This window comes from Stenotrophomonas sp. Sm2128 (genome assembly GCF_030985535.1).
GTDB lineage: Bacteria > Pseudomonadota > Gammaproteobacteria > Xanthomonadales > Xanthomonadaceae > Stenotrophomonas > Stenotrophomonas maltophilia.
Genome location: NZ_JAPTFQ010000001.1, coordinates 191,344 through 214,302, shown reverse-complemented (window position 1 = coordinate 214,302; position 22,959 = coordinate 191,344). Strand labels below are relative to the sequence as shown.

Annotated in this window: 22 protein-coding genes; 8 read left to right on the top strand and 14 right to left on the bottom strand. The window is 67.0% G+C overall.

All coding sequences use genetic code 11. From position 1 onward, the window contains the following. Positions 1 to 68 precede the first annotated feature (68 nt). The gene (locus tag O0K41_RS00905) at positions 69 to 1,013 is read right to left on the bottom strand and encodes a chemotaxis protein (protein ID WP_005409577.1); all 945 of its coding nucleotides are present in this window, start codon (positions 1,011 to 1,013) and stop codon (positions 69 to 71) included. A gap of 315 nt (positions 1,014 to 1,328) precedes the next feature. Between O0K41_RS00905 and flgA the strand changes: the two genes are divergently transcribed. The 4 genes from flgA to O0K41_RS00885 all read left to right on the top strand — a co-directional run bounded on the left by flgA (position 1,329) and on the right by O0K41_RS00885 (position 4,010). Further along, a complete protein-coding gene (flgA, locus tag O0K41_RS00900) occupies positions 1,329 to 1,985 on the top strand; it encodes a flagellar basal body P-ring formation chaperone FlgA (protein WP_088437034.1) in 657 nt (218 codons plus the stop codon). Positions 1,986 to 2,060: 75 nt separating this feature from the next. Next, positions 2,061 to 2,366, top strand: a complete 306-nt coding sequence (flgM, locus tag O0K41_RS00895; protein WP_005409579.1) for a flagellar biosynthesis anti-sigma factor FlgM — start codon at positions 2,061 to 2,063, stop codon at positions 2,364 to 2,366. Continuing rightward, entirely contained in the window at positions 2,363 to 2,701 is a 339-nt protein-coding gene (locus O0K41_RS00890) for a flagellar protein FlgN (protein ID WP_005409580.1), read from the top strand. The genes flgM and O0K41_RS00890 overlap by 4 nt, the downstream gene beginning before the upstream one ends. A gap of 91 nt (positions 2,702 to 2,792) precedes the next feature. Then, a complete protein-coding gene (locus O0K41_RS00885) occupies positions 2,793 to 4,010 on the top strand; it encodes an ATP-binding protein (protein WP_005409581.1) in 1,218 nt (405 codons plus the stop codon). 93 nt (positions 4,011 to 4,103) lie between these two features. On the opposite strand, the gene O0K41_RS00880 is transcribed toward O0K41_RS00885, so the two are convergent. After that, a complete protein-coding gene (locus O0K41_RS00880) occupies positions 4,104 to 5,876 on the bottom strand; it encodes an EAL domain-containing protein (RefSeq protein ID WP_005409582.1) in 1,773 nt (590 codons plus the stop codon). Between the two features lie 4 nt (positions 5,877 to 5,880). Beyond that, entirely contained in the window at positions 5,881 to 7,983 is a 2,103-nt protein-coding gene (locus tag O0K41_RS00875) for a PAS domain-containing sensor histidine kinase (protein ID WP_005409583.1), read from the bottom strand. Between the two features lie 131 nt (positions 7,984 to 8,114). On the opposite strand from O0K41_RS00875, the gene O0K41_RS00870 reads away from it, so the two are divergent. Then, the gene (locus O0K41_RS00870; RefSeq protein WP_005409584.1) at positions 8,115 to 10,874 is read left to right on the top strand and encodes a GGDEF domain-containing phosphodiesterase; all 2,760 of its coding nucleotides are present in this window, start codon (positions 8,115 to 8,117) and stop codon (positions 10,872 to 10,874) included. Positions 10,875 to 11,016: 142 nt separating this feature from the next. Here the strand turns inward: O0K41_RS00870 and O0K41_RS00865 are convergent, their stop codons facing one another. From O0K41_RS00865 to O0K41_RS00835, 7 genes are all read right to left on the bottom strand, one after another. After that, a complete protein-coding gene (locus O0K41_RS00865) occupies positions 11,017 to 11,523 on the bottom strand; it encodes a hypothetical protein (protein ID WP_308304418.1) in 507 nt (168 codons plus the stop codon). 137 nt (positions 11,524 to 11,660) lie between these two features. After that, the gene (locus tag O0K41_RS00860; protein ID WP_049397481.1) at positions 11,661 to 11,876 is read right to left on the bottom strand and encodes a hypothetical protein; all 216 of its coding nucleotides are present in this window, start codon (positions 11,874 to 11,876) and stop codon (positions 11,661 to 11,663) included. 98 nt (positions 11,877 to 11,974) lie between these two features. Continuing rightward, positions 11,975 to 13,165 carry a methyl-accepting chemotaxis protein gene (locus O0K41_RS00855; protein ID WP_005409587.1) on the bottom strand — a complete coding sequence of 397 codons (1,191 nt, stop codon included), beginning with the start codon at positions 13,163 to 13,165 and terminating at the stop codon, positions 11,975 to 11,977. 219 nt (positions 13,166 to 13,384) lie between these two features. Next, positions 13,385 to 13,999: a high frequency lysogenization protein HflD gene (gene hflD / locus O0K41_RS00850; RefSeq protein WP_005413279.1), complete on the bottom strand. Its 615-nt coding sequence runs from the start codon at positions 13,997 to 13,999 to the stop codon at positions 13,385 to 13,387. Beyond that, positions 13,996 to 15,138: a tRNA 2-thiouridine(34) synthase MnmA gene (mnmA, locus tag O0K41_RS00845; RefSeq protein WP_005413280.1), complete on the bottom strand. Its 1,143-nt coding sequence runs from the start codon at positions 15,136 to 15,138 to the stop codon at positions 13,996 to 13,998. The genes hflD and mnmA overlap by 4 nt, the downstream gene beginning before the upstream one ends. Next, positions 15,135 to 15,596 carry an NUDIX hydrolase gene (locus O0K41_RS00840; RefSeq protein ID WP_005409590.1) on the bottom strand — a complete coding sequence of 154 codons (462 nt, stop codon included), beginning with the start codon at positions 15,594 to 15,596 and terminating at the stop codon, positions 15,135 to 15,137. Before O0K41_RS00840 ends, mnmA begins: the two co-directional genes overlap by 4 nt. A 1-nt stretch (position 15,597) precedes the next feature. After that, positions 15,598 to 16,068, bottom strand: coding sequence for a hypothetical protein (locus O0K41_RS00835; RefSeq protein ID WP_005409591.1), 471 nt, complete (start codon positions 16,066 to 16,068; stop codon positions 15,598 to 15,600). A 112-nt stretch (positions 16,069 to 16,180) separates the two neighbouring features. Between O0K41_RS00835 and clpS the strand changes: the two genes are divergently transcribed. Continuing rightward, positions 16,181 to 16,507 (top strand): ATP-dependent Clp protease adapter ClpS, encoded by a 327-nt coding sequence (gene clpS, locus O0K41_RS00830; protein WP_005409592.1) that lies wholly within the window; start codon positions 16,181 to 16,183, stop codon positions 16,505 to 16,507. Positions 16,508 to 16,642: 135 nt separating this feature from the next. Here clpS and O0K41_RS00825 read toward each other — a convergent pair whose 3' ends face one another. Then, the gene (locus O0K41_RS00825) at positions 16,643 to 17,455 is read right to left on the bottom strand and encodes an APH(6) family putative aminoglycoside O-phosphotransferase (RefSeq protein WP_164221917.1); all 813 of its coding nucleotides are present in this window, start codon (positions 17,453 to 17,455) and stop codon (positions 16,643 to 16,645) included. 138 nt (positions 17,456 to 17,593) lie between these two features. On the opposite strand from O0K41_RS00825, the gene clpA reads away from it, so the two are divergent. Further along, complete coding sequence (clpA, locus tag O0K41_RS00820; RefSeq protein ID WP_005409594.1) at positions 17,594 to 19,879, top strand: ATP-dependent Clp protease ATP-binding subunit ClpA; 2,286 nt, start codon at positions 17,594 to 17,596, stop codon at positions 19,877 to 19,879. Between the two features lie 78 nt (positions 19,880 to 19,957). Here clpA and O0K41_RS00815 read toward each other — a convergent pair whose 3' ends face one another. The 3 genes from O0K41_RS00815 to aat all read right to left on the bottom strand — a co-directional run bounded on the left by O0K41_RS00815 (position 19,958) and on the right by aat (position 21,587). After that, positions 19,958 to 20,341: a hypothetical protein gene (locus tag O0K41_RS00815; protein ID WP_108269879.1), complete on the bottom strand. Its 384-nt coding sequence runs from the start codon at positions 20,339 to 20,341 to the stop codon at positions 19,958 to 19,960. Between the two features lie 200 nt (positions 20,342 to 20,541). Beyond that, positions 20,542 to 20,760, bottom strand: a complete 219-nt coding sequence (gene infA, locus O0K41_RS00810; protein ID WP_005409596.1) for a translation initiation factor IF-1 — start codon at positions 20,758 to 20,760, stop codon at positions 20,542 to 20,544. 86 nt (positions 20,761 to 20,846) lie between these two features. Further along, positions 20,847 to 21,587, bottom strand: coding sequence for a leucyl/phenylalanyl-tRNA--protein transferase (aat, locus tag O0K41_RS00805; protein ID WP_108269878.1), 741 nt, complete (start codon positions 21,585 to 21,587; stop codon positions 20,847 to 20,849). A 72-nt stretch (positions 21,588 to 21,659) separates the two neighbouring features. On the opposite strand from aat, the gene O0K41_RS00800 reads away from it, so the two are divergent. Continuing rightward, positions 21,660 to 22,928, top strand: coding sequence for a hypothetical protein (locus tag O0K41_RS00800; RefSeq protein ID WP_164221915.1), 1,269 nt, complete (start codon positions 21,660 to 21,662; stop codon positions 22,926 to 22,928). Positions 22,929 to 22,959: the final 31 nt, after the last annotated feature.

Genomic DNA, 22,959 nt, shown 5'->3' with positions numbered 1-22,959 from the left:
GCCGCTGGCCGGCTCCCCGATGGATCTGCGGTTGCCGGCCAGCGGCCGGCACTACCGGATCAGTGGCCTCAGGCCGCCAGCGCCACCTTGCGCAGGCGGTCCAGCACGAAATCGGCCAGCTCGTGCGGCGAGTACTTGGCGACGAAGGCGTTGGCGCCCACGCGCTCGACCATGGCGTTGTTGAAGACGCCCGACAGCGAGGTGTGCAGCAGCACGTACAGGCCGGCCAGGCCCGGATGGCGCCGGATTTCCGTCGTCAGCGTATAGCCGTCCATGGCCGGCATCTCGATGTCCGAGATGACCATGGCATAGCGCTCGGCCGGGTTCTCGCCCGAGGCGTGGATCTGCAGCAGATGGTCCAGCGCCTGCTTGCCGTCGGAGAGCAGGGTGGCACCCACGCCCAGCTGGTCGAGCACGCTGCGGATCTGCTGGCGGGCAACGCGCGAGTCATCCACCACCAGCACCTGCAGCTGCGGGCCGTCGGAGGGCATCGCCATCGCCGGATCGAGCACCGCCTCGCCGCGCACCTGGGCAATGTCCGCCAGCACGCTCTCCACGTCGATCACCTGGATCAGTTCACCCTGGAAGCGGGTCACGGCGGTCAGGTAGCTCGATTCGGCGCCCAGTTCCGGCGGCGGGTGGATGTCTTCCACCGCGATGTTGACGATGCGCTCCACGCCGCTGACCAAAAAGCCCTGGATCGAGCGGTTGAACTCGGTAACGACCAGGTAGCCGGGCGAGGTGTCCGCCTCCGGCTCGCGCTCGGGATGGCCGATCGCCAGGCCGAGGTCCAGCACCGGCACCGAGCGGCCGCGCACGTCGGCCACGCCGGAGAACTGGCTGGGCAGCCCGGGCACTTGGAACAGTTCCGGGCGCCGCAGGACTTCCTGCACCTTGAAGACATTGACGCCAAAAAGCTGACGTCCGCCGAGACGGAACAGCAGCAGCGCCAGGCGATTGTGGCCGGCCAGACGGGTCCGCTGGTCGATCCGGTTGAGCAGGTCATGGGACATGGCTGCTGTATCGGCGGGGTAGGCGCCGAACTTGAGGGCGCTCTGCCGCCCACGCGGTCCACGCCGCTTCTGTAGAGTCGACTGTTAGTCGACTGCTCTTCTAGCAGACTGCTCTTCTAGCAGACTGCTCTTCTAGCAGACTGCTCTTCGCGGTCGACTGCTCTTATCCGATCGCGGGAACCCCCGCGCTTCGCGCGAAAGTCGACTGACGCGAAAGTCGACTAACAGTCGACTCTACACATCCCCATCCCGAGGCCTCGTCTCTGGCACACACCTTGCACGCAGCTGGGCCAGGTCCCATCGACAGGAGGCGCCATGCGCCGGGTCACATCTCTATTGGCCATCGCGCTTGCCCTGGCCTCGCCGTGGGCGGCGGCCGCCGACTGGCAACCCGTAGCCAGCATCCGCACCGCAGCGTTGTCGACGCTGCCGACCGGCAGCGAGGGTGAGGCCCAGGTGGCCGATGCGCTGCGCCTGCCCAAGTGTGGCGGCGCGCTGCAGGTACAGCCAACCGCCAACACCACGGTGGAGGTCAGTTGCCCTGATGCGGGGGGCTGGCGCCTGTTCGTGCCGGTGAAGGTGCGGCGCAACCAGACCGTGCTGGTGCTCAATCGTGGAATCGGCACTGGAGAAACCCTCACCGCCGCCGATATCACCACTGCCCAGCGTGACGCTGCCCGGATTGCCGGTGCGGTACTGGCCGATCCCAATGCAGCGATCGGCCGCATCGCTCGCCGTCCGTTGCAGGCCGGAGCCCTGCTGTCGAACAACGACCTGGTGGTTCAGCGTCTCATCAAGCGAGGAGACAATGTAGCCCTGGTGTCGCGTCGCGGTTCGGTCGAGGTCCGCATTGCCGGCCGTGCGATGGGTGATGCCGGTGAGAACGAACGGGTATCGGTCGAGAACCTGTCCTCGCGGCGGATCGTGCAGGGCACGGTCGATGCCGCAGGTGACGTAATCGTGGCGCGTTGAATTACCGCAAAATATCCCTAAAGATCACGGCCCTGCGGCCGTTATCCCTTGTGAACGGCAACTCCAGGACACCCCATGAGCCAGAAAATCGACGGCAACCTGCAGGTCCCCCAGGCACTGCGCAGCGTGACGACCCCGGCCAACAAGCCCGGCGTCAGCACCGATGCGGCGGCGCGCCCGGTCGAGGCGGCCGACAGCCTGCGCCTGACCGGCGAGGCCACCAATCTGCAGGCCATCGAGCGTGAGCTGACCACCGCCCCGGCGATCGACGCCCAGCGCGTGGCCGCCGTGCGCGAGTCGCTGCAGAACGGCACCTACAAGATCAATCCGGACGCGATCGCATCGCGCATGCTCGATCTGGACCAGCAGCTGCACGGATGACCGCGGCGATGAGCGAGCCGCTGCAGCGCCTCGCCCAGGCCCTGGACGTTGAACGCCAGGCCCTGGTCGAGCACGACGTGCACGCCTTGATCCGGGCCACCGGCGCCAAGCTGGAAGCGCTGCGTGCGCTGGAAGGCGCGCCGCCGGTGGGGCAGGGCGAGCAGCTGCAGGAACTGGCCGAGCGCAACCGCGCCAATGGCGTGCTGCTTTCGCGGCGCCGACGCGAAGTCAACTGGGCATTGCGCCAGTTGGGCCGTACCGAAGACGCCTCGGCCTATGACGCCAAGGGCCAGTCACACACCGTTACTGCCCGCCGCCCACTCGCCGTCGCCTGACGCGACGGCGGTCGCACTACCCACCCCCGCGGGCTGAAGCCTGCTGCGTGACCGCGTATATTGGGCGCCTGTTCGAACGTCCCGAGTCGCCGTGTCCGCTGCCAACGCCCTGGTTACCGCCCCCCTTCCTCCGCAGCCGGTGCTGCAGGCCCTGCTTGAGCGCCTGCGCGAAGGGCTGCTGCTGTTCACTGAAGACGGGCAGGTGGCGCTGGCCAATCCGGCTGCGCAGAACCTGTTGGCCGGTGGGGAGGACGGTGCATTGCCGCCGCAGCGGCTGCGTGAGCTGCTGCCACCCGATGCGCTGGAACAGGCGCGGCAGCATGGTCACTGGAACGGCAGCCTGCCGCTGGGGGAGGGTGTGGTCATCGCCCACCTCTACCACCACGGCCCGGTCGGCCAAGGGCACTTCCTGGCGTTGTTCCGCCATATCGAAGGGCAGGAAGACTACGAGCGCGAGCTGCAGCAGCGCCATGCCGAGCTGCGGCAGGCCTACCTGCGCCTGAACGGTACCCAGGAAAAACTGCTGCAGTCGGAAAAGATGGCGTCCATCGGCCAGCTCGCTGCCGGCGTGGCGCACGAGATCAACAACCCGATCGGCTACGTGCACTCCAACCTGGGCAGCCTGCAGGAGTACCTGCGCAGCCTGTTCACGGTGATCGAAGCCTACGAACGCGCCCTTCGTGCGCCCGACCCGAAGGCGTTGATTCCGGAAATCGACGATATCCGTGACCGCCTGGACATCGATTTCATCAGCCGCGACCTGCCGCAGCTGATGGCCGAATCGCGCGAAGGCATCGAACGGGTGACCCGCATCGTGCGTGACCTGAAGGACTTCTCGTATTCCGGCCGCGACGAATCGTGGAAGCTGGTCGACCTGCACGCAGGGCTGGAATCGACCATCAACATCATCTGGAACGAGCTCAAGTACAAGGTCACCCTGGTGCGTGAGTTCGGCCAGCTACCGCTGGTGGAGTGCCTGCCGTCCGAGTTGAACCAGGTCTACATGAACCTGCTGCTCAACGCCGGCCACGCCATTGCCGAGCGTGGCACGATCACTGTGCGTACCGGTGTCGACGGTGACCAGGTATGGGTCGAATTTGAAGACACTGGCGGCGGCATCTCGCCGGAACTGCGCCAGCGCATCTTCGATCCGTTCTTCACCACCAAGCCGGTGGGCAGCGGTACCGGCCTGGGCCTGTCGATCTCCTACAGCATCATCAACAAACACCATGGCCGCATCGACCTGGACAGTACCCCGGGCGTGGGCTCGCGCTTCCGCGTGGTGCTGCCGGTGAAGCAGCCGCGCTGACCGCTTCGGGTAGTGCCGGCCGTTGGCCGGCATCCTCATTGAATCCGGCATCGAGAGCAGCCGGCCAGCGGCCGGCTCTACCAGACGGGATCGTTACCGCAGCGGGCGATCCTCGCCGCCATCGCCGCTCTCGGCAGGCGCCGGACCGGCGTTGCTGCGACGCTGCTCCTCATAGGTGCGGAACGCCTGGTGGATGTGCTTGCGCAGCTCATCGTCGTTCCACGGTTTGGTCAGGAAGCGATAGATCGCGCCACGGTTGATCGCGTCGGTCACCGTGTTCAGATCGGTGTAACCGGACAGCACCAGGCGGATCGTGTCCGGGTACAGCATCTTCACCCGGCCCAGAAACTCGGTGCCGCTCATGTCGCTCATGCGCTGGTCGGACAGGATCACCTGCACGTCGTTGATCGCTAGCAGATCGAACGCATCGCGCACGTTGCCGGCCGCCAGAATGCGGTAGCCATCGCGGCGGAACAGGCGCACCAGCGAGCGCAGCACGTTCTCCTCGTCGTCCAGCAGCAGCAGCGTGCGGTCCGGGCGGGTCTCGGCGAAGGCTTCCGGGCGCAGGTAGCGGCGGCGCAGGGTCATGCCGGCGGCATCGGCCGACATCGGTTCGCCGAACAGGTAGCCCTGGAATACATCGCAATCGTTGCGGCGCAGGAAGCCCAGCTGCGCCTGCGATTCCACGCCGTTGGCAATGACCGTCATGCCCAGCTGGTGGCCCATGGCGATGATCGCGCGTGCGATGGCTGCCTCGCGGTTGCCGGCTGGTGCACTCTTGATGAAACTGCGGTCGATCTTCAGCTTGTCCACCGGGTAACGCACCAGCGCACTGAGGCTGGAATCGCCGGTGCCGAAGTTGTCCAGGCTCAGGCTGATGCCTTCGTTGCGCAGGTTGGCCAGTGTCTCGTGCACGAAATTGACATTGTTGGTCAGCGCGCTTTCGTTGATCTCCAGCGTCAGCATCTGTGCCGGCACGCCCGCGGCCTGGATCAGGCCCATCACTTCAGCGAAGAAGTTCGGCCGCAGCAGCTGCAGGGTGGAGACGTTCACGGCAATGGTGAAGTCGTCGAAGCCCTGGTCGCGCCACAGGCGGGCCTGCTTGAGCGCGCCCTCCAGCACCCAGGTGCCGATCTGCACGATGATGCCCAGTCGCTCGGCGGTGCGCATGAAGCGCTCCGGCACCAGCATGCCCAGCGTGGGGGACTGCCAGCGCAGCAGCGCCTCCATGCCCACCACATGGCCGTCGCGGGCACTGACCAGCGGCTGGTAGCGAAGCTTCAGCTCGCCGTTGGGGATCGCGTCGACGATCTGGCGCGCGATGATGCTCTCGCTGTGCGCGCTCGGCGGGGTATCCACTGCATGGATGCGCACCGCGTTTCCACCTTCGCGGGCCGCCTGGTACAGCGCATCCTCGGCGTGGTCGAGCAGTCGCGAGGCGTTACTGGCGTGTTCCGGGCACAGGCTCACCCCCAGCTTGCCGGTCATGAACAGCGTGTACGGCAGCACCGACAGGGGCAACTCCATCTGTTGCCGGATTTCCTCGGCGAAGTCCTCCGGCAGCGGCACGTCGGCGTTGCGCGGGACTGCGATCAGGAACTCGTCGCTGCCATGCCGCCACAGTTTGCCGCGACCGCGCAGGTAGGACTGCAGCCGCTGCGCCACCAGCACCAGCGCCTGGTCACCCACCTCGGCGCTCATGTTCTCGTTGACTGAAGCGAAGTGGTCGATGTCCACGTGCATCAGCATCAGCGCGGTGCCGCCGGAGGCCGCTTCGGCGACCATCGCCTGCAGCTCGGGGTTGCCGGCACCGAGGCGATCGGGTGCATCATCGATGCTGACCGGCGGCTGGTTGGGATTCCACATAGGCTCAGTATTCCGGTGACTCAACGGCGGCCATGCTGGCCGCCTGGTAGGGGAGGTGAACGTCGATCAGGGTGCCTTCGCCATGTGCGGACTCGATGCGCACATGGCCGCCGACACTCTGCGCGCGCTCGCGCATCACGATCAGGCCCAGGCCGCGCGGGCCGTCCGGGTCGAAACCTTCGCCGTCGTCGCGGATCTGCAGGTGCAGGCTGCGCTTGCCGATGTCGCGCAGTTGCAGGTGTACCTGGCTCGCGCGCGCATGCCGCAGCACGTTGGTCAGGCTCTCCTGTGCGATGCGGAAGCAGGCCTGTTCGATGCTGTTGTCGGGGCGATGAGGCAGGGGCTCGATCTCGGCCAGCAGCTCCACCTGCGAAGAACGGAACAGGACCCGTGCCTGCCAGCTGAGGGCTGCTTCCAGGCCCAGCGCGTCCAGCTGCGGAGGGCGCAGCAGGGTGGAGATGTCGCGCAGCTTGGCTACCGTGGTGTCGGCCAGGCTGACGATCTGTGCCAGGTCCTCGGCGCGGCGTTGCGGATCGTGCTCGTCCTGCGCGGCATGGGCGGACAATTTGATCGCCGTGATCGCCTGGCCGATGTCGTCGTGCAGATCGCGCGAGATCGCGCGGCGCTCGTCTTCCTGCAGCGAGAACAGGCGGCCGGCCATCGCCTGCAGTTCGCGGTTGCTGGTTTCCAGTGCACTGCGCGTCCGTTCGGAATCACTGAGGTCGCGCACGATCAGCAGCTTGCAGTCGCGGCCACCATAGCGGACCTCGCCCACCGCCAGGCCGGCATGGAAGCTGCGGCCGTCGGCGCGCTGCATGGCCACCACGCTGCTGTGGCCGGGGCCCAGGTGTGGCTGCCCTGCACGCAGCTGGCCGCGGACGCGGGCCAGATCACCGGCAGCGACCAGCGCCGACAGCGGCTCACCCAGCAGGGTATGGCTGCCATAGCCGAACAGGCTGGCCGCCCAGGCGTTGGTGTACAGCACGTGCTCGTCGGAGAGGATCACCACGCCATCGGGCAGCACCCGCACCAGCTCACGGAACTGTTCTTCGCGCTCGCGCAGCAGGCGTCGCGATTGCTCCCGCTCGGTCACGTCCTGCAGGGTGCCCAGTACGCGGCTGCGGCCGGACTCATCGACACCACTGGCGGCACGCAGGTGCACCATCAGGGCGCGTCCGTCCATCGACAGCAGGGGCAGCAGTACGTCCACCTGCACCGGATCACCCGAGCAGAGGTCGGCCAGCAGCTGTTCGGTCTGGGTGGCGGTGGCAGGGTCGGCGGGAACCAGCAGCTCGTCGAAGCGGTGCCAGCGGCGGGCTTCCGGCGGCCGGCGGCCAAGCAGGCGGTAGACCTGGTTGGAGTAGCGGCCCATGCCGGTGGACGGGTCCAGTTCCCAGGCGCCGATGCGCGCCAGTTCGTGGGCTTCTTCCACCCGCGCAAGCGCCTGGTCACGGCGCAGCTGGGCCAGGTCTTCGGCGGTGCGGTCGATGGCAATCAACAAGCGGGCGTTGTGGCCGTCATAGCTGATGGCGTTGGAGCGCAGTTCCATCTGCCGCAGCGAGCCGTCACGCAGCTGCAGCTGGGTGCGCAGGATGCACAGTTCCTCCGGCGCCTCGCGGATCGCCTCCAGCTTGGTCTGCAGCGCCTGGTCCTGGCCTGGCGGCCACAACGCGTCGATGGTCTGCTCCAGCAGTTCGTCACGCTCCCAGCCGAAGGCGGTACAGGCAGCCGGATTCGCATCGAGGATCGCCAGCGTGTCCAGGTCGTAGACCAGGATCGGGCCGGGGTTGCCCTCGAACATCTGCCGCAGGCGCAGCTCCGAGGCCTGCTGGCGCGCATGGGTGTGCAGCACATGCTCGGCCAGCGGCCGCAGCAGCAGATACAGCAGGCCGGCACTGGCCAGTGCGAAGAACGAGCCCTTCACGCTCTGCCACATCGCCGCCTGCTGCGGATCCGGCACCAGCGCCTGCACGGCACTGTCGGAAGCGATCATCCAGGCCAATGCCATCACCAGGTAGCTCAGGACCACCCGTCGCCGGTCGCGGCTCAGCGCCTGCGCCATCCGCGGATCGGGTACAAGGGCGGTGCCGGTCGGTTCTGCAGGCATGGACGGGCTGGTTGAAAGGGGCGCCGGCCATCTTACCGCGCAGGTGCGCCCAGACCACTCAATTATCCGCCGCAGGCGCCGTTAACCACTGCGTGCCCCGCTGACGGGCGTGTCATCCGGAGCAAGATCGCGTGGACCAAGGGATCATCGCCAGCCTGCTGCAGCACCCGCTTGCGTCGGCGCTGGTCATCGTCGACCGCACGGGTCGCCCGCTGGCGGCCAATCCGGCTGCGCGCGAGCATGGCCTGCCGGCCACCGTGGCTGCGTATGCGCCGATGCTGGAAGATCTGCGCCTGATGGCCGCCGATGGCGGCATCGTGGCCTGCACGCTGCCGGGTGGCCCGCACGGGCACTACGATGGCCACCTGCGCGCCGTGCACGATGGCGCCGGCAACCTGCTGGCCTTCACGCTGAGCATTCCCGAACCGGTGCCGCTCGGCGGCGGTGGGCGCTGGGAGCTGGCGCTGGACAGTGCAGGCCACAGCCTGTGGGACTGGGACATTCCCAGTGACCGTGTGGTGCGCACCCCGGCAGTGGGCGATGAAACCGCCACCGAGATGCTGGCCCGCGTGCACGGCGAGGACATCGCCCAGGTGCGGGCCGCACTGGAAGAGCATCTGCGTGGCTTGAGCGAGCAGTACAGCGCGCAGTTCCGTTTCCGCCAGGCCGATGGCCAGTGGCGCTGGGTACTGGACCGGGGCCGCGTGGTCGCGCGCACCGCCGATGGCCAGCCGCTGCGCATGGTCGGTACCCATACCGATATCGAACAGCAGAAGCAGCTGGAAGGGCTGCTGCAGGAACAGCAGCTTCACCTGAGCGAGGCCCAGCGCATCGCCAGCATGGGCAGCTGGTCGTTCGACCCCAACAGTGGTCATTTCTGGTGGTCGCCGGAGCTGCGTTCGATGCTTGCGCTGGAGCAGGGCGCCGTACCCGGCCAGCGGCGCTGGCTGAAGCAGCTGCACCCACGTTCACGTGGCGCATTGCGTGCGGCGTGGCGGCGGTTGTGGCGCGATGGCCGTGCCGCCAATCTCGAACTGGAACTGACCCGGGGCAACGAGCCGTCGCAGCACCTGCGGCTGTGGATGCAGCCGTTGCTGGACATGGACGGACAGCCCAAGCGACTGCTCGGACAGGTGCAGAACATCACCGAGCAGCACCAGACCGACGCGTTGATCCGCTGGCGCACCGAGCTGCTCAACCGCGTCTCCGCGCTGGGCCGCATCGGCGGCTGCGAGATCGAGGTGAAGACCCGGCACATGCAGTGGACCGAGGAGTGCTATCGCATTCACGGCCTGCGCAAGGAACCGATCACCCTCGACCAGGCGCTGGCGTTGTACACCGAGGACTCACGCAATGCCTTCGAAGCGGCGTTGGCGCGCATCGCCAACGGCGGGCTACCCGAGCAGCTGGACCTGTGCTTCTACCGCCAGTCCGGCCTGCGCGTCTGGGTGCAGGTGCTGATCGAGCTGGACCGCCGTGACGGCCTGCCGCCGCGCTTCGTGGTGCTGTTCCGTGACATCACCCGCGAGCGCGAGGCCAACGAGCGCATCGAACTGCTGGCCCACTACGATCTGCTGACCGGCCTGCCCAATCGCGTGCTGCTCGGCGAGCAGACGGCAGAGGCCATCGAAGAAGCACGTGACCGTGGCACATCGCTGGCGATGCTGTTCATCGACCTGGATGGCTTCAAGACCATCAACGACAGCTTCGGCCACGCCACCGGTGATGCACTGCTGAAGGCCGCTGCGACGCGCCTGCACCAGAACCTGCGCAACAACGATCTGTTCGGCCGCTTCAGTGGTGATGAATTCATCGTGGTACTGCGCGACCTGGCCGAGCCGGAAGACGCCGGCCACGTCGCGCGCAAGCTGATCGCTTCGCTGGCCGAGCCACTGCGTCGTGGCGAGACCACGTTGAAGGTCGGCGCCAGCGTCGGCATCGCGATGCTGGGCGATGCACAGACCGATTTCGATTCATTGCTGCGTGCCGCCGATGCCGCGATGTACGCGGCCAAGGAAGCGGGGCGCAACACCTACCAGTACTACAGCCAGGACGCATTGGCCCGCATCCAGCGCAAGCTGGAGCTGGAGCATGCCCTGCACGGCGCCATCGAGCGCGAAGAGTTCAGCCTGGCCTACCAGCCGCTGCTGCACGCCCACCACGGCGAGCCGCCGGCGATCGAGGCACTGTTGCGCTGGCACCGCCCCGGGATCGGCTACTGCAGCCCGGCCGAGTTCATCCCCATTGCCGAAAAATGCGGCGAGATCGTGCGGATCGGCGACTGGGTGCTGAATGAGGCCTGCCGCCAGGCAACCGCCTGGGACCGTGCCGGTCTGCGTTTCGACCGCATTGCGGTGAATGTTTCTGCGGTACAGCTGCGAGACCGCGGCTTTGCCGAGCGTGTGATCGAAATCTGCCACGCCCATGGCTGGCCACCGCAGCGGCTGGAGCTGGAACTGACCGAGTCGGCGTTGATCCGTGACACCGACATCCTGCGCCATTGCTTCGACGTGCTGGAACGGCACGGCGTGCCGCTGGCGGTGGATGACTTCGGTACCGGCTTCTCCAATCTCAACTACCTCAACCGCTTCCCGGTGGGGCGCCTGAAGATCGACCGCAGTTTCGTGCAGGGCATGCTGCACGATTCGGGTACGGCCGAAGTGACCCAGGCCATCGTGCACCTGGGGCATGCGCTGGGCATGAAGGTGGTGGCCGAGGGCGTGGAAACGCACCAGGAAGAGGACATGCTGCGCCGCCAGGGCTGCGACGAGATCCAGGGCTACCTGTACTCGCGCCCGCTCAGCCCGCGCGACCTGGCGCAGTGGCTGCGCCAGCCACAGCCGGTTTCGCTGCGCACCGATGCCAGTGGGGAAGTGATGCTGGTGCGGTGATCAGCTGCACTGGTTCGAACTGCCCCTGGCCACTGTGTCCATCCACGCATGGCGTGGATCTACCACAACCCGCTTTGGTGGGTGCCGACCGTTGGTCGGCACGGATGCCTGTGCCTGTCGATCATCCACGCATGGGGTGGATCTACCTTGGGAACTCCGCCTTCAACTGCATGCGCAATGCCTCGACAATGGCCGCATAGCGCCGCTTCTGGACCAGATAGCTGGCCAGGAACAGCGGCAGCACCAGCAGCATCGGCGCCACCATCGGGCGCATCGCCACCAGCGGCAACAGCAACAGCGACAGGATGGCCACGAACCAGCTGCACAGTCCGATCACCCGCACCTCGTGCCGTCGCGCGTTGAATACGATGCGACCGCGCATCACCGGGAAGTAGCGCAGGCCGAAGCTTGGCGCGAAGCTCTCGCGGAACGCCACGCTGCCATCGGGCAGCGCATGGAAGGCCAGTTGCAGCCATCTTTCCTGCGGCAGGTCACGTTCCAGGCTGCCCAGCGAGAGCCGGGCCTGCATGGCCGGTGACGCCGCGATGCGTTCGTTGAACAGGGTGATCCCCCAACTGAAATAACCGGCCACCCAGGCCATCAGAAGGACGGTCTCGATCAGCAGGAGTGCGATCAGGGTGATGGCCATCGGTCTTCCATGAACGGGATCGGTGGATCATGCCACAACGATTTCGCCACCCCGGTAGATCCACGCCATGCGTGGATGTTGCGGCGAGGGCCAGGCGTCACACCGGCGGATGAAAGCCATCCACGCATGGCATGGATCTACTTCAGCGCTTCCCCGTCCAACCCCAGGTCCCAGGCCAGTCCCAGCAGCGCCTCGTCCGCCCGCGGCGGGGCCGGGCGCGCGTCCGCCAGCTGCTGCAGTTCGCGGATCTCCTCGCGTGCCACATCCTCCAGCTGCTGCAGCTGCTCACGCACGCTCGCGTTGCGCGGGCGCTCGGTATCGGTGAGAGAGGGCAGGGCGCGGATCAGGGTCATGGTGCGAGTACAGGATGCATCCAACGGCGGGTTACAGGCAAAGGCCCCGGTCGAACCGGGGCCTTGCGGGCTGCCGGCGAGGGCAGCGGACATCAGGGTCAGAACAGCTCGACGGTGCCGGCGCCCATGCTCTGCTGGGCAACCGGCTTGTGCGGCGGGCGTTCCCACTCGCTGCGCAGTTCGCGCAGGCGGCTGCCGGTGCGCTGCAGGGCGGTGGCGATCTCTTCGTCGAACACGCCGCCATTGCGGTGCAGCAGTTCCTGCAGGGCCACCGCTTCGCGGTTGATCGCGGTCAGGCGGTCCAGGTGGGTGTGCACGCCGCCCAGCGCCTGGGTGGCGATGTCCTCGAACTGCAGGGCGCGCACGGCTTCGGCCACGCTGCCATCGATCGAACGGGCGCACTCGGACACTTCGCGCATGCCGTCACCCAGCGAGGCGTTGATCTGCGCGACGTTGTCGAGCATCGCCGCCGCTTCCTGGCGCGCTTCGCGGGAGCGGTCCATGTCACGCGAGGCCATGTGCGAGACCGTCTCGCGCACCTTGGCGATGGCGTCCTTGGAGCTGTGTGCCAGCTTGCGGATCTGCTCGTTGAAGGTGGTCGAGCGCTCGGACAGGTTGCGCACTTCGTCGGCGACCACCGCGAAGCCGCGACCGGCTTCACCGGCACGTGCCGCTTCAATGGCAGCGTTCAGGGCCAGCAGGTTGGTCTGGTCGGCGATCGACTTGACGTCTTCCAGCAGCGCGAAGATGCCATCCAGGTGCTGCGCCATCTGGTCGATGTGCTGCACGGTGGTGCTGCTCTGGCCGCTCACCTGTTCCAGCGCTTCGACCAGCTGTTCCATGCGGTGGCTGGCGTGCTGGGCGAAACGGGCAACGTCGAGGCCGGCGTTGCCTTCGTCACCGGCGCGGTCGACGATGCGCGACAGGGCCTGGCTCTGCTGGCGCGACTTGCGGTTCATCGCATCGAAGCTGCCACCGAGGCTGGAGACGGCCTGGCGGATCAGGTCACGGGCGCGTTCCACTTCGCCGCGCGAACCTTCGATCTCGTTGCCGACGAAATTGCGCAGTTCGGTCAGCAGCTGGTCCTGCTCACGCAGGACACGGGCGTGTTCCGGGGAACGGTGTGCCTGGGCGCGGGTGGTCCACCACGCAAAGCCGAGCCAGCTCAGCGTCATCGTGGTCAGGATCGCCCAGCGCAGGGCGGCCGGCCATTCGAAACCGATGGCGAAGGGGAGCAGCAGGGTCAGAGCCAGGGGGGCGGCCAGACGGATGAAAATGCGTGAGTACATGGACGTTCTCGGGAGGTGCACGGAGGATGTATCGGCCGTACCCCCTTTCTCTTTAACGTCGATGTGCCTCGAAGTGCATTCTGAATGCGCCGGTTTTCCGGCGCCTTGGCGGCTTCGGGGGCCGAGCCCTTTCCGTGCCGGAAAGGGATCCGACCCCTGGGGCAGGCAGCAACGGGGTCGGATCCCTTTTCCATGGAAAAGGGCTCTGACCCCACACCCTCAGGCCAGCTGCCGGTCCACGGCCTCGATCATCGCCTTGCGGCTGAACAGGAAGTCCCAGTAGCTGCCGCCCAGCTGCCGCCACAGCACCGCAGCGCGCACCGCGGCCAGCAGCAGGGCGCGGATCTCGGCCACCACGCCGGCCTGGCCCAGGTAGTGCGGGTTGCCCTGCACCATGACCCGCGGCTTGAGGTGGCTGATGGTGTCGGCGTAAAGGCCTCCCAGGTTGGCCAGCACGTCCGGGTGGCCGCTGTCGCCCAGTTCGGTGGCCTGGCGCTGGGCGCGCTCGATGCCCGAGGCGACCTTGTTCACGGTGGCGCCATCCTGAACGAAGCGACGCTCCAGCTGCAGCACCGACAGGGCCAGCTTGGGCAGGATCGGGTCCTGGCCCTGGCTGCGGAAGTAGTTGTGCAGCAGGCGCAGGCCGGACTTCAGTGCATGGCGGTCACCGAACACCTCCTGCGGCGAGGACGCATCGACACGGAACACGCTGTCCACGGCGGTGCGCACGGCGGCGGCGTCGGAATGGCCGGTATCGGCGATACGGCGTACCTGCTGCAGGGCCTGGGCAATGCCGGCCAGGGCCAGGACGCGGTCGTCGACAGTGAAACTCATGCAGCGATTACCTCAAAAGGGGAAGGGGTGGTGCGCAGGCGCTGTTCCAGCGGCGCATCGGTGGCGGCGATCACCGCGCCACCCAGGCACACGTCACCGTCATACAGCACCAGTGATTGACCGGGGGTAACGGCGCGCTGTGGGCGCGCGAAGGTGACCAGCACGCTGCCATCGTCCAGCACCTGGACCGTACACGGCTCGTCGGGCTGGCGGTAGCGGGTCTGGGCGGTGCATTCGAAGCGCCGTGCCGGCGGCGAACCGGCGATCCAGTGCGCGGTTTCCGAACGCAGGCGCTCGGACAGCATCCACTTGCTGTCGCGGTCCTGGTCCACGTACAGCACGTTGCTGGCCACATCCTTGCCGACCACGTACCACGGCGCGGCCGGGCGTCCACGCACGCCGCCGATGTTCAGGCCCTCGCGTTGGCCCAGGGTGAAATAGAACACGCCCGGATGTTCGGCGATCACGCTGCCGTCGGCCGGGTCGAGGATCTGGCCGGGCCTGGCCGGCAGGTAGCGGCCAAGGAACTCGCGGAAGTCACGCTCGCCGATGAAGCAGATGCCGGTGGAGTCTTTCTTGGCGTGGGTCGGCAGGCTGACGTCACGCGCGATCCGGCGCAGGTCGGTCTTTTCCAGGTCGCCGATCGGGAACAGGGTGGCCGCCAGCTGCTCCTGGCCCAGCTGGTGCAGGAAGTAGCTCTGGTCCTTGGAACGGTCGGCGCCGCGCAGCAGCAGCCACTGGTGGCCGCGCTGGGTCACCCGTGCATAGTGCCCGGTGGCGATGCGTTCGGCGCCCAGCTCGCGGGCGGCATCCAGGAAGTGCTTGAACTTCACTTCGCGGTTGCACAGCACGTCCGGATTCGGGGTGCGCCCGGCGGCGTACTCGGCCAGGAAGTGCTCGAACACGCCCTGCCAGTACTCGCTGGAGAAATCGCGGAAGTGGAACGGGATGCCGAGCAGGCCGCAGACGGCCACCGCATCGCGGCGGTCGTCCTCGGCGCGGCAGTCACCGCTGCCGTCGTCGGCCCAGTTCTGCATGAACAGGCCGGCCACGGCTTCGCCCTGCTGTACCAGGCGCCAGGCGGCGACCGAAGAGTCGACACCTCCGGAGACGCCCACCATCACGCGCGGAGTGCTCATGCGACCTCCCGGACCAGCGAAAGCGGATGGCGCTGGCCACCCAGGTAATCAGCCACCACCTGCCAGACCAGCGGGCTGCGCTGGCGCTCGCCGGCGGCCTGCAGTTCGGCCGGGGTCAGCCACAGCGCGCGGTCGATGCCGGTGTCCAGTGGCTGCGCCGGGTCGTGCGAGACCGGGCGCGCCGCGTAGCAGAAGCGCAGGAAGGCAGTGCCGTCGCCGGCAGTCCACTGGTAGCAGCCGATGAAATGGGTCAGCTGCACCGTCCAGCCGGTTTCCTCGCGGGTCTCGCGCAGGGCTGCCTCGGCCAGGCTTTCGCCCGGCTCGAGGTGGCCGGCCGGCTGGTTCAGCACCTGCCGGCCATCGATGGTCTCTTCAACCAGCAGCACGCGGCCGCCGTCGACCACCACCGTGGCAACGGTGGCGTGCGGTGCCCAGCGCGGGTCCGGCGTGGCGTTCAACTCAGAACTCGTCCTTCTTGGTCAGTTCCAGCTCCATGGCGTCGGCGGTGCGGATGGCCGCATCGATGGCGTCGCTGAGCTGGTCGGCAGTGGCATCGGCGTCGATCTTGACCACGAACATGGCGGTGGTGTCCTGCTTTACCCAGCCGCCCATCTTGGCATCCTGCGAATCTTCCAGCAGGCGGTTGGCCACGGCCACCGGGAACTGCTTGGTCTTCGCGTTGTAGGCCGGCGACCAGATCTCGCGGATGTTGTGGGTACCGAAATCTTCCACCGACGAACGCACGTAGACCATCTGGGTGCGGTCACCCTCGACGTCGAAGACCATGCGGTAGTCGCCGTCCTCATCGACTTCGTAGGTGTAGCCCAGCTTGTCCAGATGGCGGGCCACGGCCTTGTCGGCGTCTGCGGCGGCAGCGGAGCCGGTGGCAGCCAGAGCGATCAGGAGGGCGGGGAGAAGGGTCCTTTTCATGAAGATCCTGTGAAACAGTGTTGAGAGAGGGTGCAATTGTGACGGTGGGCGTGCGTGCCGTCCAATCCGCAGCAGGCCGACGCAGGCGCGCCCGAGCCTCTATAATGGCCCGATGCCCCATGAGTCTTCCCCCGATTCCCAGCACGAGCACGGCGTCGCCGTAGAGGCCGCGCGCCCGGAAGTGGCGCCGCCGCCGTTCTACCAGGTGATGCTGCTCAATGACGACTACACCCCGATGGATTTCGTGGTGGATGTGCTGCAGCAGTTCTTCAGCATGGACCTGGACAAGGCCACGCAGGTGATGCTGCACGTCCATACCCGCGGCCGCGGCGTGTGCGGGGTGTTCACCCGCGAAGTGGCCGAGACCAAGGTCGCCCAGGTCAACGAGTACTCGCGGATGAACCAGCACCCGCTGCTGTGCACGATGGAAAAGGCCTGACCAGCTGCCGATTCTCGTCCGGGCACATCGATCCCGGATGGGTGTGCCCACCAAGGTGGGCACCTACCAAGGCAGAAGCCCGTGTCGATCAGGGATGGCGCGTGCCCACCAAGCTGGGCGCCTACGGAGTGGGTTTCACGCTTCCGCCAGCGCCTCCAGGGCCATCCGGGCGACTGCCTCGTCGATGTCGGCCGGGTCGCCGTCATCCCTGAACCACACTGCCGACAGCGCAGTGCTGGCCGCGATCCAGCGCAGCAGGCGCGTGCGCTCCAGCCCCGCCAGTGCGCTGACCCGCTCCAGCCGGGCGGCAAACCGCTCGGGCCGTGTCGCGACGTGGATGCCCGGTCCGCACAGGTCCGGGTTGCTGAACAGCGTTGTGTAATCGAATGCGCGGTCGCCCAGCAGCCGCTTCGGGTCGATCGCCAGCCAGCCCCGCGCGCCGAAATCCAGCACATTGTCATGATGCAGGTCGCCGTGCAGCGGCCGGATCTCCTGTTCGTCACGCAGCAGCCCCTCCGCCAGTGATCTGCACTGTTCCAGCAGTGGAGGCAGCACAGCCCTTGGCTGCAGCAGGTCGGCGAACCATGTACGCAGGCAGACCAGTTCCGCTGGCGGCGCGCCCCGTGGCCGGTGCAACCGCTGCAGGACCTGGCACAGGATCGCGGTGCAGGCGTCATCGTCGCCCTCGATCGAGCGTTGCCGCAGCGAGTCACCGCGGGCACGCTCGATCAGGATCGCAGGCCCCTCGTGGGCCAGCAGGCGGGCGGCGCCATCGCCGTTCCACCAGCGTAGCAGGCGATGGCTGTTCTGCTCCTCGGTCTCGCTGCTGATCTTCAGCATCGCTGGCTCGTCCGCAGCGGTCAGCACCGGCCAGAGCCGGGCGTGGGGCGTACGGATGGCCGGGCCATCACGCCGCAATCGCCAGCGGCTCAGGTAGGGTTCGCTCATGCTGGGTGGGCTGTCCTGGAGTGAATGAAGATCAAGCGATCTGTACTGCTAACGCCATCTGAACGCAGCAATCCGCTAGGGTGATGGAAATCGCGTAGTCAGGCCGCATATTGTCCCCATCTGCCGCCGGAGTAATCCATGTTCAGCAAAGACCTCGAACACACCATCGGCCAGTGCTACAAGCGCGCCCGTGAGGCCCGGCATGAGTTCATGACGGTCGAACACCTGCTGCTGGCACTGCTCGACAACCCGTCAGCCCAGGCCGTACTGAAGGCCTGTGGTGCCGATGCCGACCGCCTGCGCCAGGAGCTGGAGCAGGCCATCGAGGCCTCCGTGTCCCGCCTGGCGGAAGACGATGGCCGCGACACCCAGCCGACCCTGGGCTTCCAGCGTGTGCTGCAGCGGGCCGTGTACCACGTGCAGTCCTCGGGCAAGAAGGAGGTCACCGGCGCCAATGTGCTGGTCGCCATCTTCGGCGAAAAGGACTCCCACGCCGTCTATTACCTCAACCAGCAGGATGTGACCCGGCTGGATGTGGTCAATTACCTGTCCCATGGCATCGCCAAGCTGGGCGATGAAGGCGAGCAGTCGTCTTCGTCCCCGGAGGGCGAGAGCCGCATGGAAGGCGGGGAGGGCGAGCCCAAGGGGGATGCGCTGACCGAATTCGCCAGCAACCTCAACGACCAGGCCCGGGCAGGTCGCATCGACCCCCTGGTCGGCCGTGCCGACGAGATCGAGCGCACCATCCAGGTCCTGTGCCGCCGCCGCAAGAACAATCCGCTGTACGTCGGTGAGGCGGGCGTAGGCAAGACGGCCATCGCCGAGGGCCTGGCCCGCCGCATCATCGAAGGCTCGGTGCCCGACGTGCTGGCCGACGCGGTGATCTACTCGCTCGACCTGGGCGCACTGGTGGCTGGTACCAAGTACCGTGGCGACTTCGAGAAGCGCCTGAAGAGCGTGCTGACCGCGCTGAAGAAGGTGCCCAACGCGGTGCTGTTCATCGACGAGATCCACACCATCATCGGTGCCGGTTCGGCGTCGGGCGGCACCATGGATGCGTCCAACCTGATCAAGCCGGCGCTGGCGTCGGGCGAGCTGCGCTGCATCGGCTCGACCACGTTCCAGGAATACCGCGGCATCTTCGAGAAGGACCGCGCGCTGGCGCGCCGCTTCCAGAAGATCGACATCGTCGAGCCGACGGTGGGCGAGACCTACGAGATCCTGCAGGGCCTGAAGTCCAAGTACGAGCTGCATCACGGTGTGACCTACTCCGACGAGGCCCTGCAGGCCGCAGTGGACCTGTCGGTGAAGCACATCGGCGACCGCCTGCTGCCGGACAAGGCCATCGACGTGATCGACGAGGCCGGTGCCCGCCAGCGCCTGCTGCCCGAGGAGCAGCGCAAGGAGCTGATCGACGTCGAGGAGGTCGAGGCGATCGTGGCCAAGATGGCGCGGATCCCGGCCAAGCAGGTCAGTGCCACCGACAAGGATGTGCTGCAGCACCTGGAGCGCAACCTGAAGATGGTGATCTTCGGCCAGGACCCGGCCATCGAGACGCTGTCCTCGGCGATCAAGCTGGCCCGTTCGGGTCTGGGCAACCCGGAAAAGCCGATCGGCAATTTCCTGTTCGCCGGCCCGACCGGTGTCGGCAAGACCGAAGTGACCAAGCAGCTGGCGTTGCAGCTGGGCATCGAGCTGGTCCGCTTCGACATGTCCGAGTACATGGAGCCGCATTCGATCAGCCGCCTGATCGGCGCGCCTCCGGGTTACGTCGGCTTCGACCAGGGTGGCCTGCTGACCGAGAAGATCGTCAAGACGCCGCATTGCGTGCTGCTGCTGGATGAGATCGAGAAGGCGCATCCGGACATCTTCAACATCCTGTTGCAGGTGATGGACCGCGGTGTGCTGACCGATACCAACGGTCGCGAAGCGAACTTCAAGAACGTGGTGCTGGTGATGACCACCAATGCCGGCGCCGCGCAGGCCTCGCGGCGGTCGATCGGCTTCACCAAGCAGGACCATGCCACCGACGCGATGGAGACCATCCGCCGCAGCTTCACCCCGGAATTCCGCAACCGTCTTGACGCGGTGGTGCAGTTCCAGGCGCTGGGCTTCGAGCACATCCTGCGCGTGGTCGACAAGTTCCTGATCGAGCTGGAGATGCTGCTGCAGGACAAGCACGTCAGCCTGTCGGCCACCCCGACCGCGCGCGACTGGCTGGCCCACCATGGTTTCGACCCGCTGATGGGTGCCCGTCCGATGGCCCGCGTGATCCAGGACAAGATCAAGCGTCCGCTGGCCGACGAGCTGCTGTTCGGCAAGCTGGTCAACGGCGGCAAGGTCAGCATCGACGTGCGCGACGACGAGCTGGTGGTCGAGACCCAGGCCGAGCCGGAGCGGCTGCTGCCGGTCACGGTGGAATGAGCTGACGCCACAGGCTTGGCGCGAAGGACTGGAAATGACAAGGGCGGCTTCGGCCGCCCTTGTCGCATGCACTGCAACTCAACGCCCCTGCTGCGCCAGCCGCCTGAAGGTCGCCGCATCGATCGGTTCGATCCGGGTCACGGTGCAGTGGTTGCTGTCGGTTTTCAGTGTGCTGCGGGCATCGCCGCAGATCCGTTCAGGGGTACTGGGCGTGAAGAAGACATAGCTGGCCGAGGCGGCAGCGCCCAGGCAGCGCTTCTGCAGGTGCACCCGATAGTGGTTGTCACCGTCGCGCAGCAGCACCTCGCGTTCCGTGCTGGAGGGGCGGATATCGCGATTGGCGCCAAGGGCCATGCACTCGGACGCGTTGGAGGGCTTGCTGGGTTCAGCGGCGAATGCCGCCAGGGGGAGGCTGACCAGCAGAACTGCCGGCAGCAGGACGTGCGGGAGCAGGGCGTTCATGATCGGGAGGGGGTGGCGATCCGGACTGGATCGGATCCCACGATGCCGCGACTGCTGCAGGCGCGAATCTGCCGCAAGCGGGGCTGACCGACGCCACGGTGAGCTCGGTCACGGTGACCTCCGGCAGGGCCGGATTCCGGGCATGACAAAAGGCCAGCAACCAGGGCTGGCCTTGTCGAGTGGCGCCAGGCGCCGACCGCTTACTTCATGCGGTAGGTGATACGACCCTTGGTCAGGTCATACGGGGTCATTTCAACCTTGACCCGGTCACCGGTGAGGATGCGGATGTAGTTCTTGCGCATGCGGCCGGAGATATGGGCGATGATTTCGTGCCCATTTTCCAGGCGAACGCGGAAAGTGGTGTTCGGCAGCGTCTCGCTGACGGTGCCCTCGAACTCGATGGAATCGTCTTTCGACATGTAGTCCTGTGCGGTTCAGAAAACGGCCACGCTGGGCCTAAGGCGCGGTATTTTACGCGTGACGGCGCCAGCTTGCAAAGTTTGTGTTAACCCCCGGCCAAACGCCGTGCTGGCAGGCGTCCAACCGCCTGGGTCCACGGGCCTTCCCGGCCGTCACCGTGCACGGCCCGGCGCACGTGCTGCAGGAATTCCGCGCGCGGCAGGTGCTCGGCGCCCATCCGCAGCAGGTGCGGATTCTCTACCTGGGCATCGATCAGTTCCCAGCCCCAACCATGCAGGGTCGATGCCAGGGCGGCCAGGGCGATCTTGGAGCCGCCGCTGGCGCCACTGAACATGCTTTCGCCGAAGAACATCGACCCGATTGCCACCCCGTAGATGCCACCGACGAGGGTCTGCCGGTCCCAGACTTCAAACGAATGGGCGAAGCCCAGGTCGTGCAGCTGGCCGTAGGCCTCGACCATCGCCGGGCTGATCCAGGTGCCGTCCTGGCCGGGCCGCGGTGCTGCCGCACAGGCGCGCATCACGCGGCTGAAGGCGGTGTCGGCGGTGACCTCCCACGTACTGCTGCGTAGCTGGCGGCGGAACCGGCTGGACAGATGCACGCCCTCGGTGCGGAACACCATGCGCGGGTCCGGCGACCACCACAGGATCGGCTCGCCCTCGCTGAACCACGGAAAGATGCCGCCAGCGTAGGCATTGAGCAGGCGCACCGGGTGCAGGTCGCCGCCGACGGCGAGCAGGCCGTCGGGCTGGCGCAGCGCGGTCTCGGCTGGAGGAAAGGGGGCGTCCGGCGCATCAGCCAGGCGCCAGGGCAGCTGGCGGGTCATGCCCTCATTGTATTCGCCGTGGTGACCGCTGATGTCTGGCAACATCAGTGTCCAACGGCAAGGAGCCCACGCATGAGTGATGCGATCACCGCCATCCTCGATGTGCACGACAACCCGCGCACGTGCAACGACAGCCAGGGCATGCTGCTGGCGCTGGCGACTGAGCAGCCGGGTCAGCTCGGTGCGCTGATGCGGCTGGCCCTTGCCCGGCGTTCACCCAGCTCGGCCTTTCTCGACATGACGCTGGATCTGCTGCCCGACGAAGCGGTTGCGCCGGTCTGTGCCGAGGCCTGGCGTCGCTATCGTGATGGCGAGCGCGGTGAGCTGCTGGCCAGCGTGATCGAATTCGCCAGCTACCAGGCGCCGCAGGTGCTGCAGGACGACTGGGAGGCCTTGCTGGCGATTGCCAGTGAGAATGAGCTGCAGCTGGCTTCGCAGGTGTGGCGGGGCCTGCCGTCTGCCACTGCCGTGCAGTGGGCGCAGATTCTGGCCGAAGCCGATGACGATCGCGAAATGGCGCGGGCCAGGGCGCTGCTGCTCGCGGCGCAGCCCGAGAGCTATGCCGTTGCCCGCGGGTACCTTGCTGACTGGGGCGCGCTGGATGCTGAGGTCTGGGCGCATTGGGCCGGCGTGGCCGATGGGCCGCTGCCGCGCCGCTTGCATGGGGAGCGGCCGCTGCACATCCGCTTTGGCCGCGAGCAGCATCGCGCGCAGCAGGCGGACGAACCGAGCTGGCGCAAGCGTATCTGGCGTCTGCACCCGACCTGGAACGGTGGGCAGGTGCACCATGCGGGGCAGATGGGAGGGCCGCTGGAAGCGTTGTGTGGCAGCTGCCATGCACCGCTGCAGCGCCTGATGCGAACTGACGCTGCCGCGCTGCAGCCGGGCGCGGCGGGTGAGATCACGCTGGGCCTGTGTCTGGACTGCTGCGGCTGGGAAGACCCGCCCGTGCGCTTCTATCGCCACGATGCCGTCGGCCTGCCCAGCTGCCACCCAAGCCAGCGTCTGGAGGTGCCGGCCACGCCGATCGACAGCGGCGACCTGATGCGTGCCGAGATCGGCCTGGTCGCCATGGATACCATGCGGTGGCAGCAGCAGGACTGGGGCCAGTCCAACCATCGGCAGAACCTGTCGCGCGTGGGCGGCGCGCCCAGCTGGGTGCAGAGTGCCTGGTACCCGGCGTGCATCGATTGCGGCGAGGAGATGTCCTTCGTGATGCAGCTGGATTCGACGCTGCCGACCACGAGTGAGGGCACGCTGCTGTGGGGCAGCGGCGGCATGCTCTATACGTTCTGGTGCGCGACGTGTCGGGTGAGCGGGCACTTCTGGCAGTGCACCTGAGCACAGCGCCCTCGCCATTGTCCTGATAGGT

Excerpts from the sequence above, each read along its gene's own strand:
- O0K41_RS00815 (WP_108269879.1), bottom strand. The coding sequence starts at position 20,341 with ATGAACGCCCTGCTCCCGCACGTCCTGCTGCCGGCAGTTCTGCTGGTC.
- flgM (WP_005409579.1), top strand. The coding sequence starts at position 2,061 with ATGAGCCAGAAAATCGACGGCAACCTGCAGGTCCCCCAGGCACTGCGC.
- clpS (WP_005409592.1), top strand. The coding sequence starts at position 16,181 with ATGCCCCATGAGTCTTCCCCCGATTCCCAGCACGAGCACGGCGTCGCC.
- O0K41_RS00835 (WP_005409591.1), bottom strand. The coding sequence starts at position 16,068 with ATGAAAAGGACCCTTCTCCCCGCCCTCCTGATCGCTCTGGCTGCCACC.
- mnmA (WP_005413280.1), bottom strand. The coding sequence starts at position 15,138 with ATGAGCACTCCGCGCGTGATGGTGGGCGTCTCCGGAGGTGTCGACTCT.
- hflD (WP_005413279.1), bottom strand. The coding sequence starts at position 13,999 with ATGAGTTTCACTGTCGACGACCGCGTCCTGGCCCTGGCCGGCATTGCC.
- O0K41_RS00855 (WP_005409587.1), bottom strand. The coding sequence starts at position 13,165 with ATGTACTCACGCATTTTCATCCGTCTGGCCGCCCCCCTGGCTCTGACC.
- O0K41_RS00875 (WP_005409583.1), bottom strand. The coding sequence starts at position 7,983 with ATGCCTGCAGAACCGACCGGCACCGCCCTTGTACCCGATCCGCGGATG.
- O0K41_RS00825 (WP_164221917.1), bottom strand. The coding sequence starts at position 17,455 with ATGAGCGAACCCTACCTGAGCCGCTGGCGATTGCGGCGTGATGGCCCG.
- O0K41_RS00860 (WP_049397481.1), bottom strand. The coding sequence starts at position 11,876 with ATGACCCTGATCCGCGCCCTGCCCTCTCTCACCGATACCGAGCGCCCG.
- O0K41_RS00865 (WP_308304418.1), bottom strand. The coding sequence starts at position 11,523 with ATGGCCATCACCCTGATCGCACTCCTGCTGATCGAGACCGTCCTTCTG.
- O0K41_RS00890 (WP_005409580.1), top strand. The coding sequence starts at position 2,363 with ATGACCGCGGCGATGAGCGAGCCGCTGCAGCGCCTCGCCCAGGCCCTG.
- clpA (WP_005409594.1), top strand. The coding sequence starts at position 17,594 with ATGTTCAGCAAAGACCTCGAACACACCATCGGCCAGTGCTACAAGCGC.
- infA (WP_005409596.1), bottom strand. The coding sequence starts at position 20,760 with ATGTCGAAAGACGATTCCATCGAGTTCGAGGGCACCGTCAGCGAGACG.
- O0K41_RS00800 (WP_164221915.1), top strand. The coding sequence starts at position 21,660 with ATGAGTGATGCGATCACCGCCATCCTCGATGTGCACGACAACCCGCGC.
- flgA (WP_088437034.1), top strand. The coding sequence starts at position 1,329 with ATGCGCCGGGTCACATCTCTATTGGCCATCGCGCTTGCCCTGGCCTCG.
- aat (WP_108269878.1), bottom strand. The coding sequence starts at position 21,587 with ATGACCCGCCAGCTGCCCTGGCGCCTGGCTGATGCGCCGGACGCCCCC.
- O0K41_RS00880 (WP_005409582.1), bottom strand. The coding sequence starts at position 5,876 with ATGTGGAATCCCAACCAGCCGCCGGTCAGCATCGATGATGCACCCGAT.
- O0K41_RS00905 (WP_005409577.1), bottom strand. The coding sequence starts at position 1,013 with ATGTCCCATGACCTGCTCAACCGGATCGACCAGCGGACCCGTCTGGCC.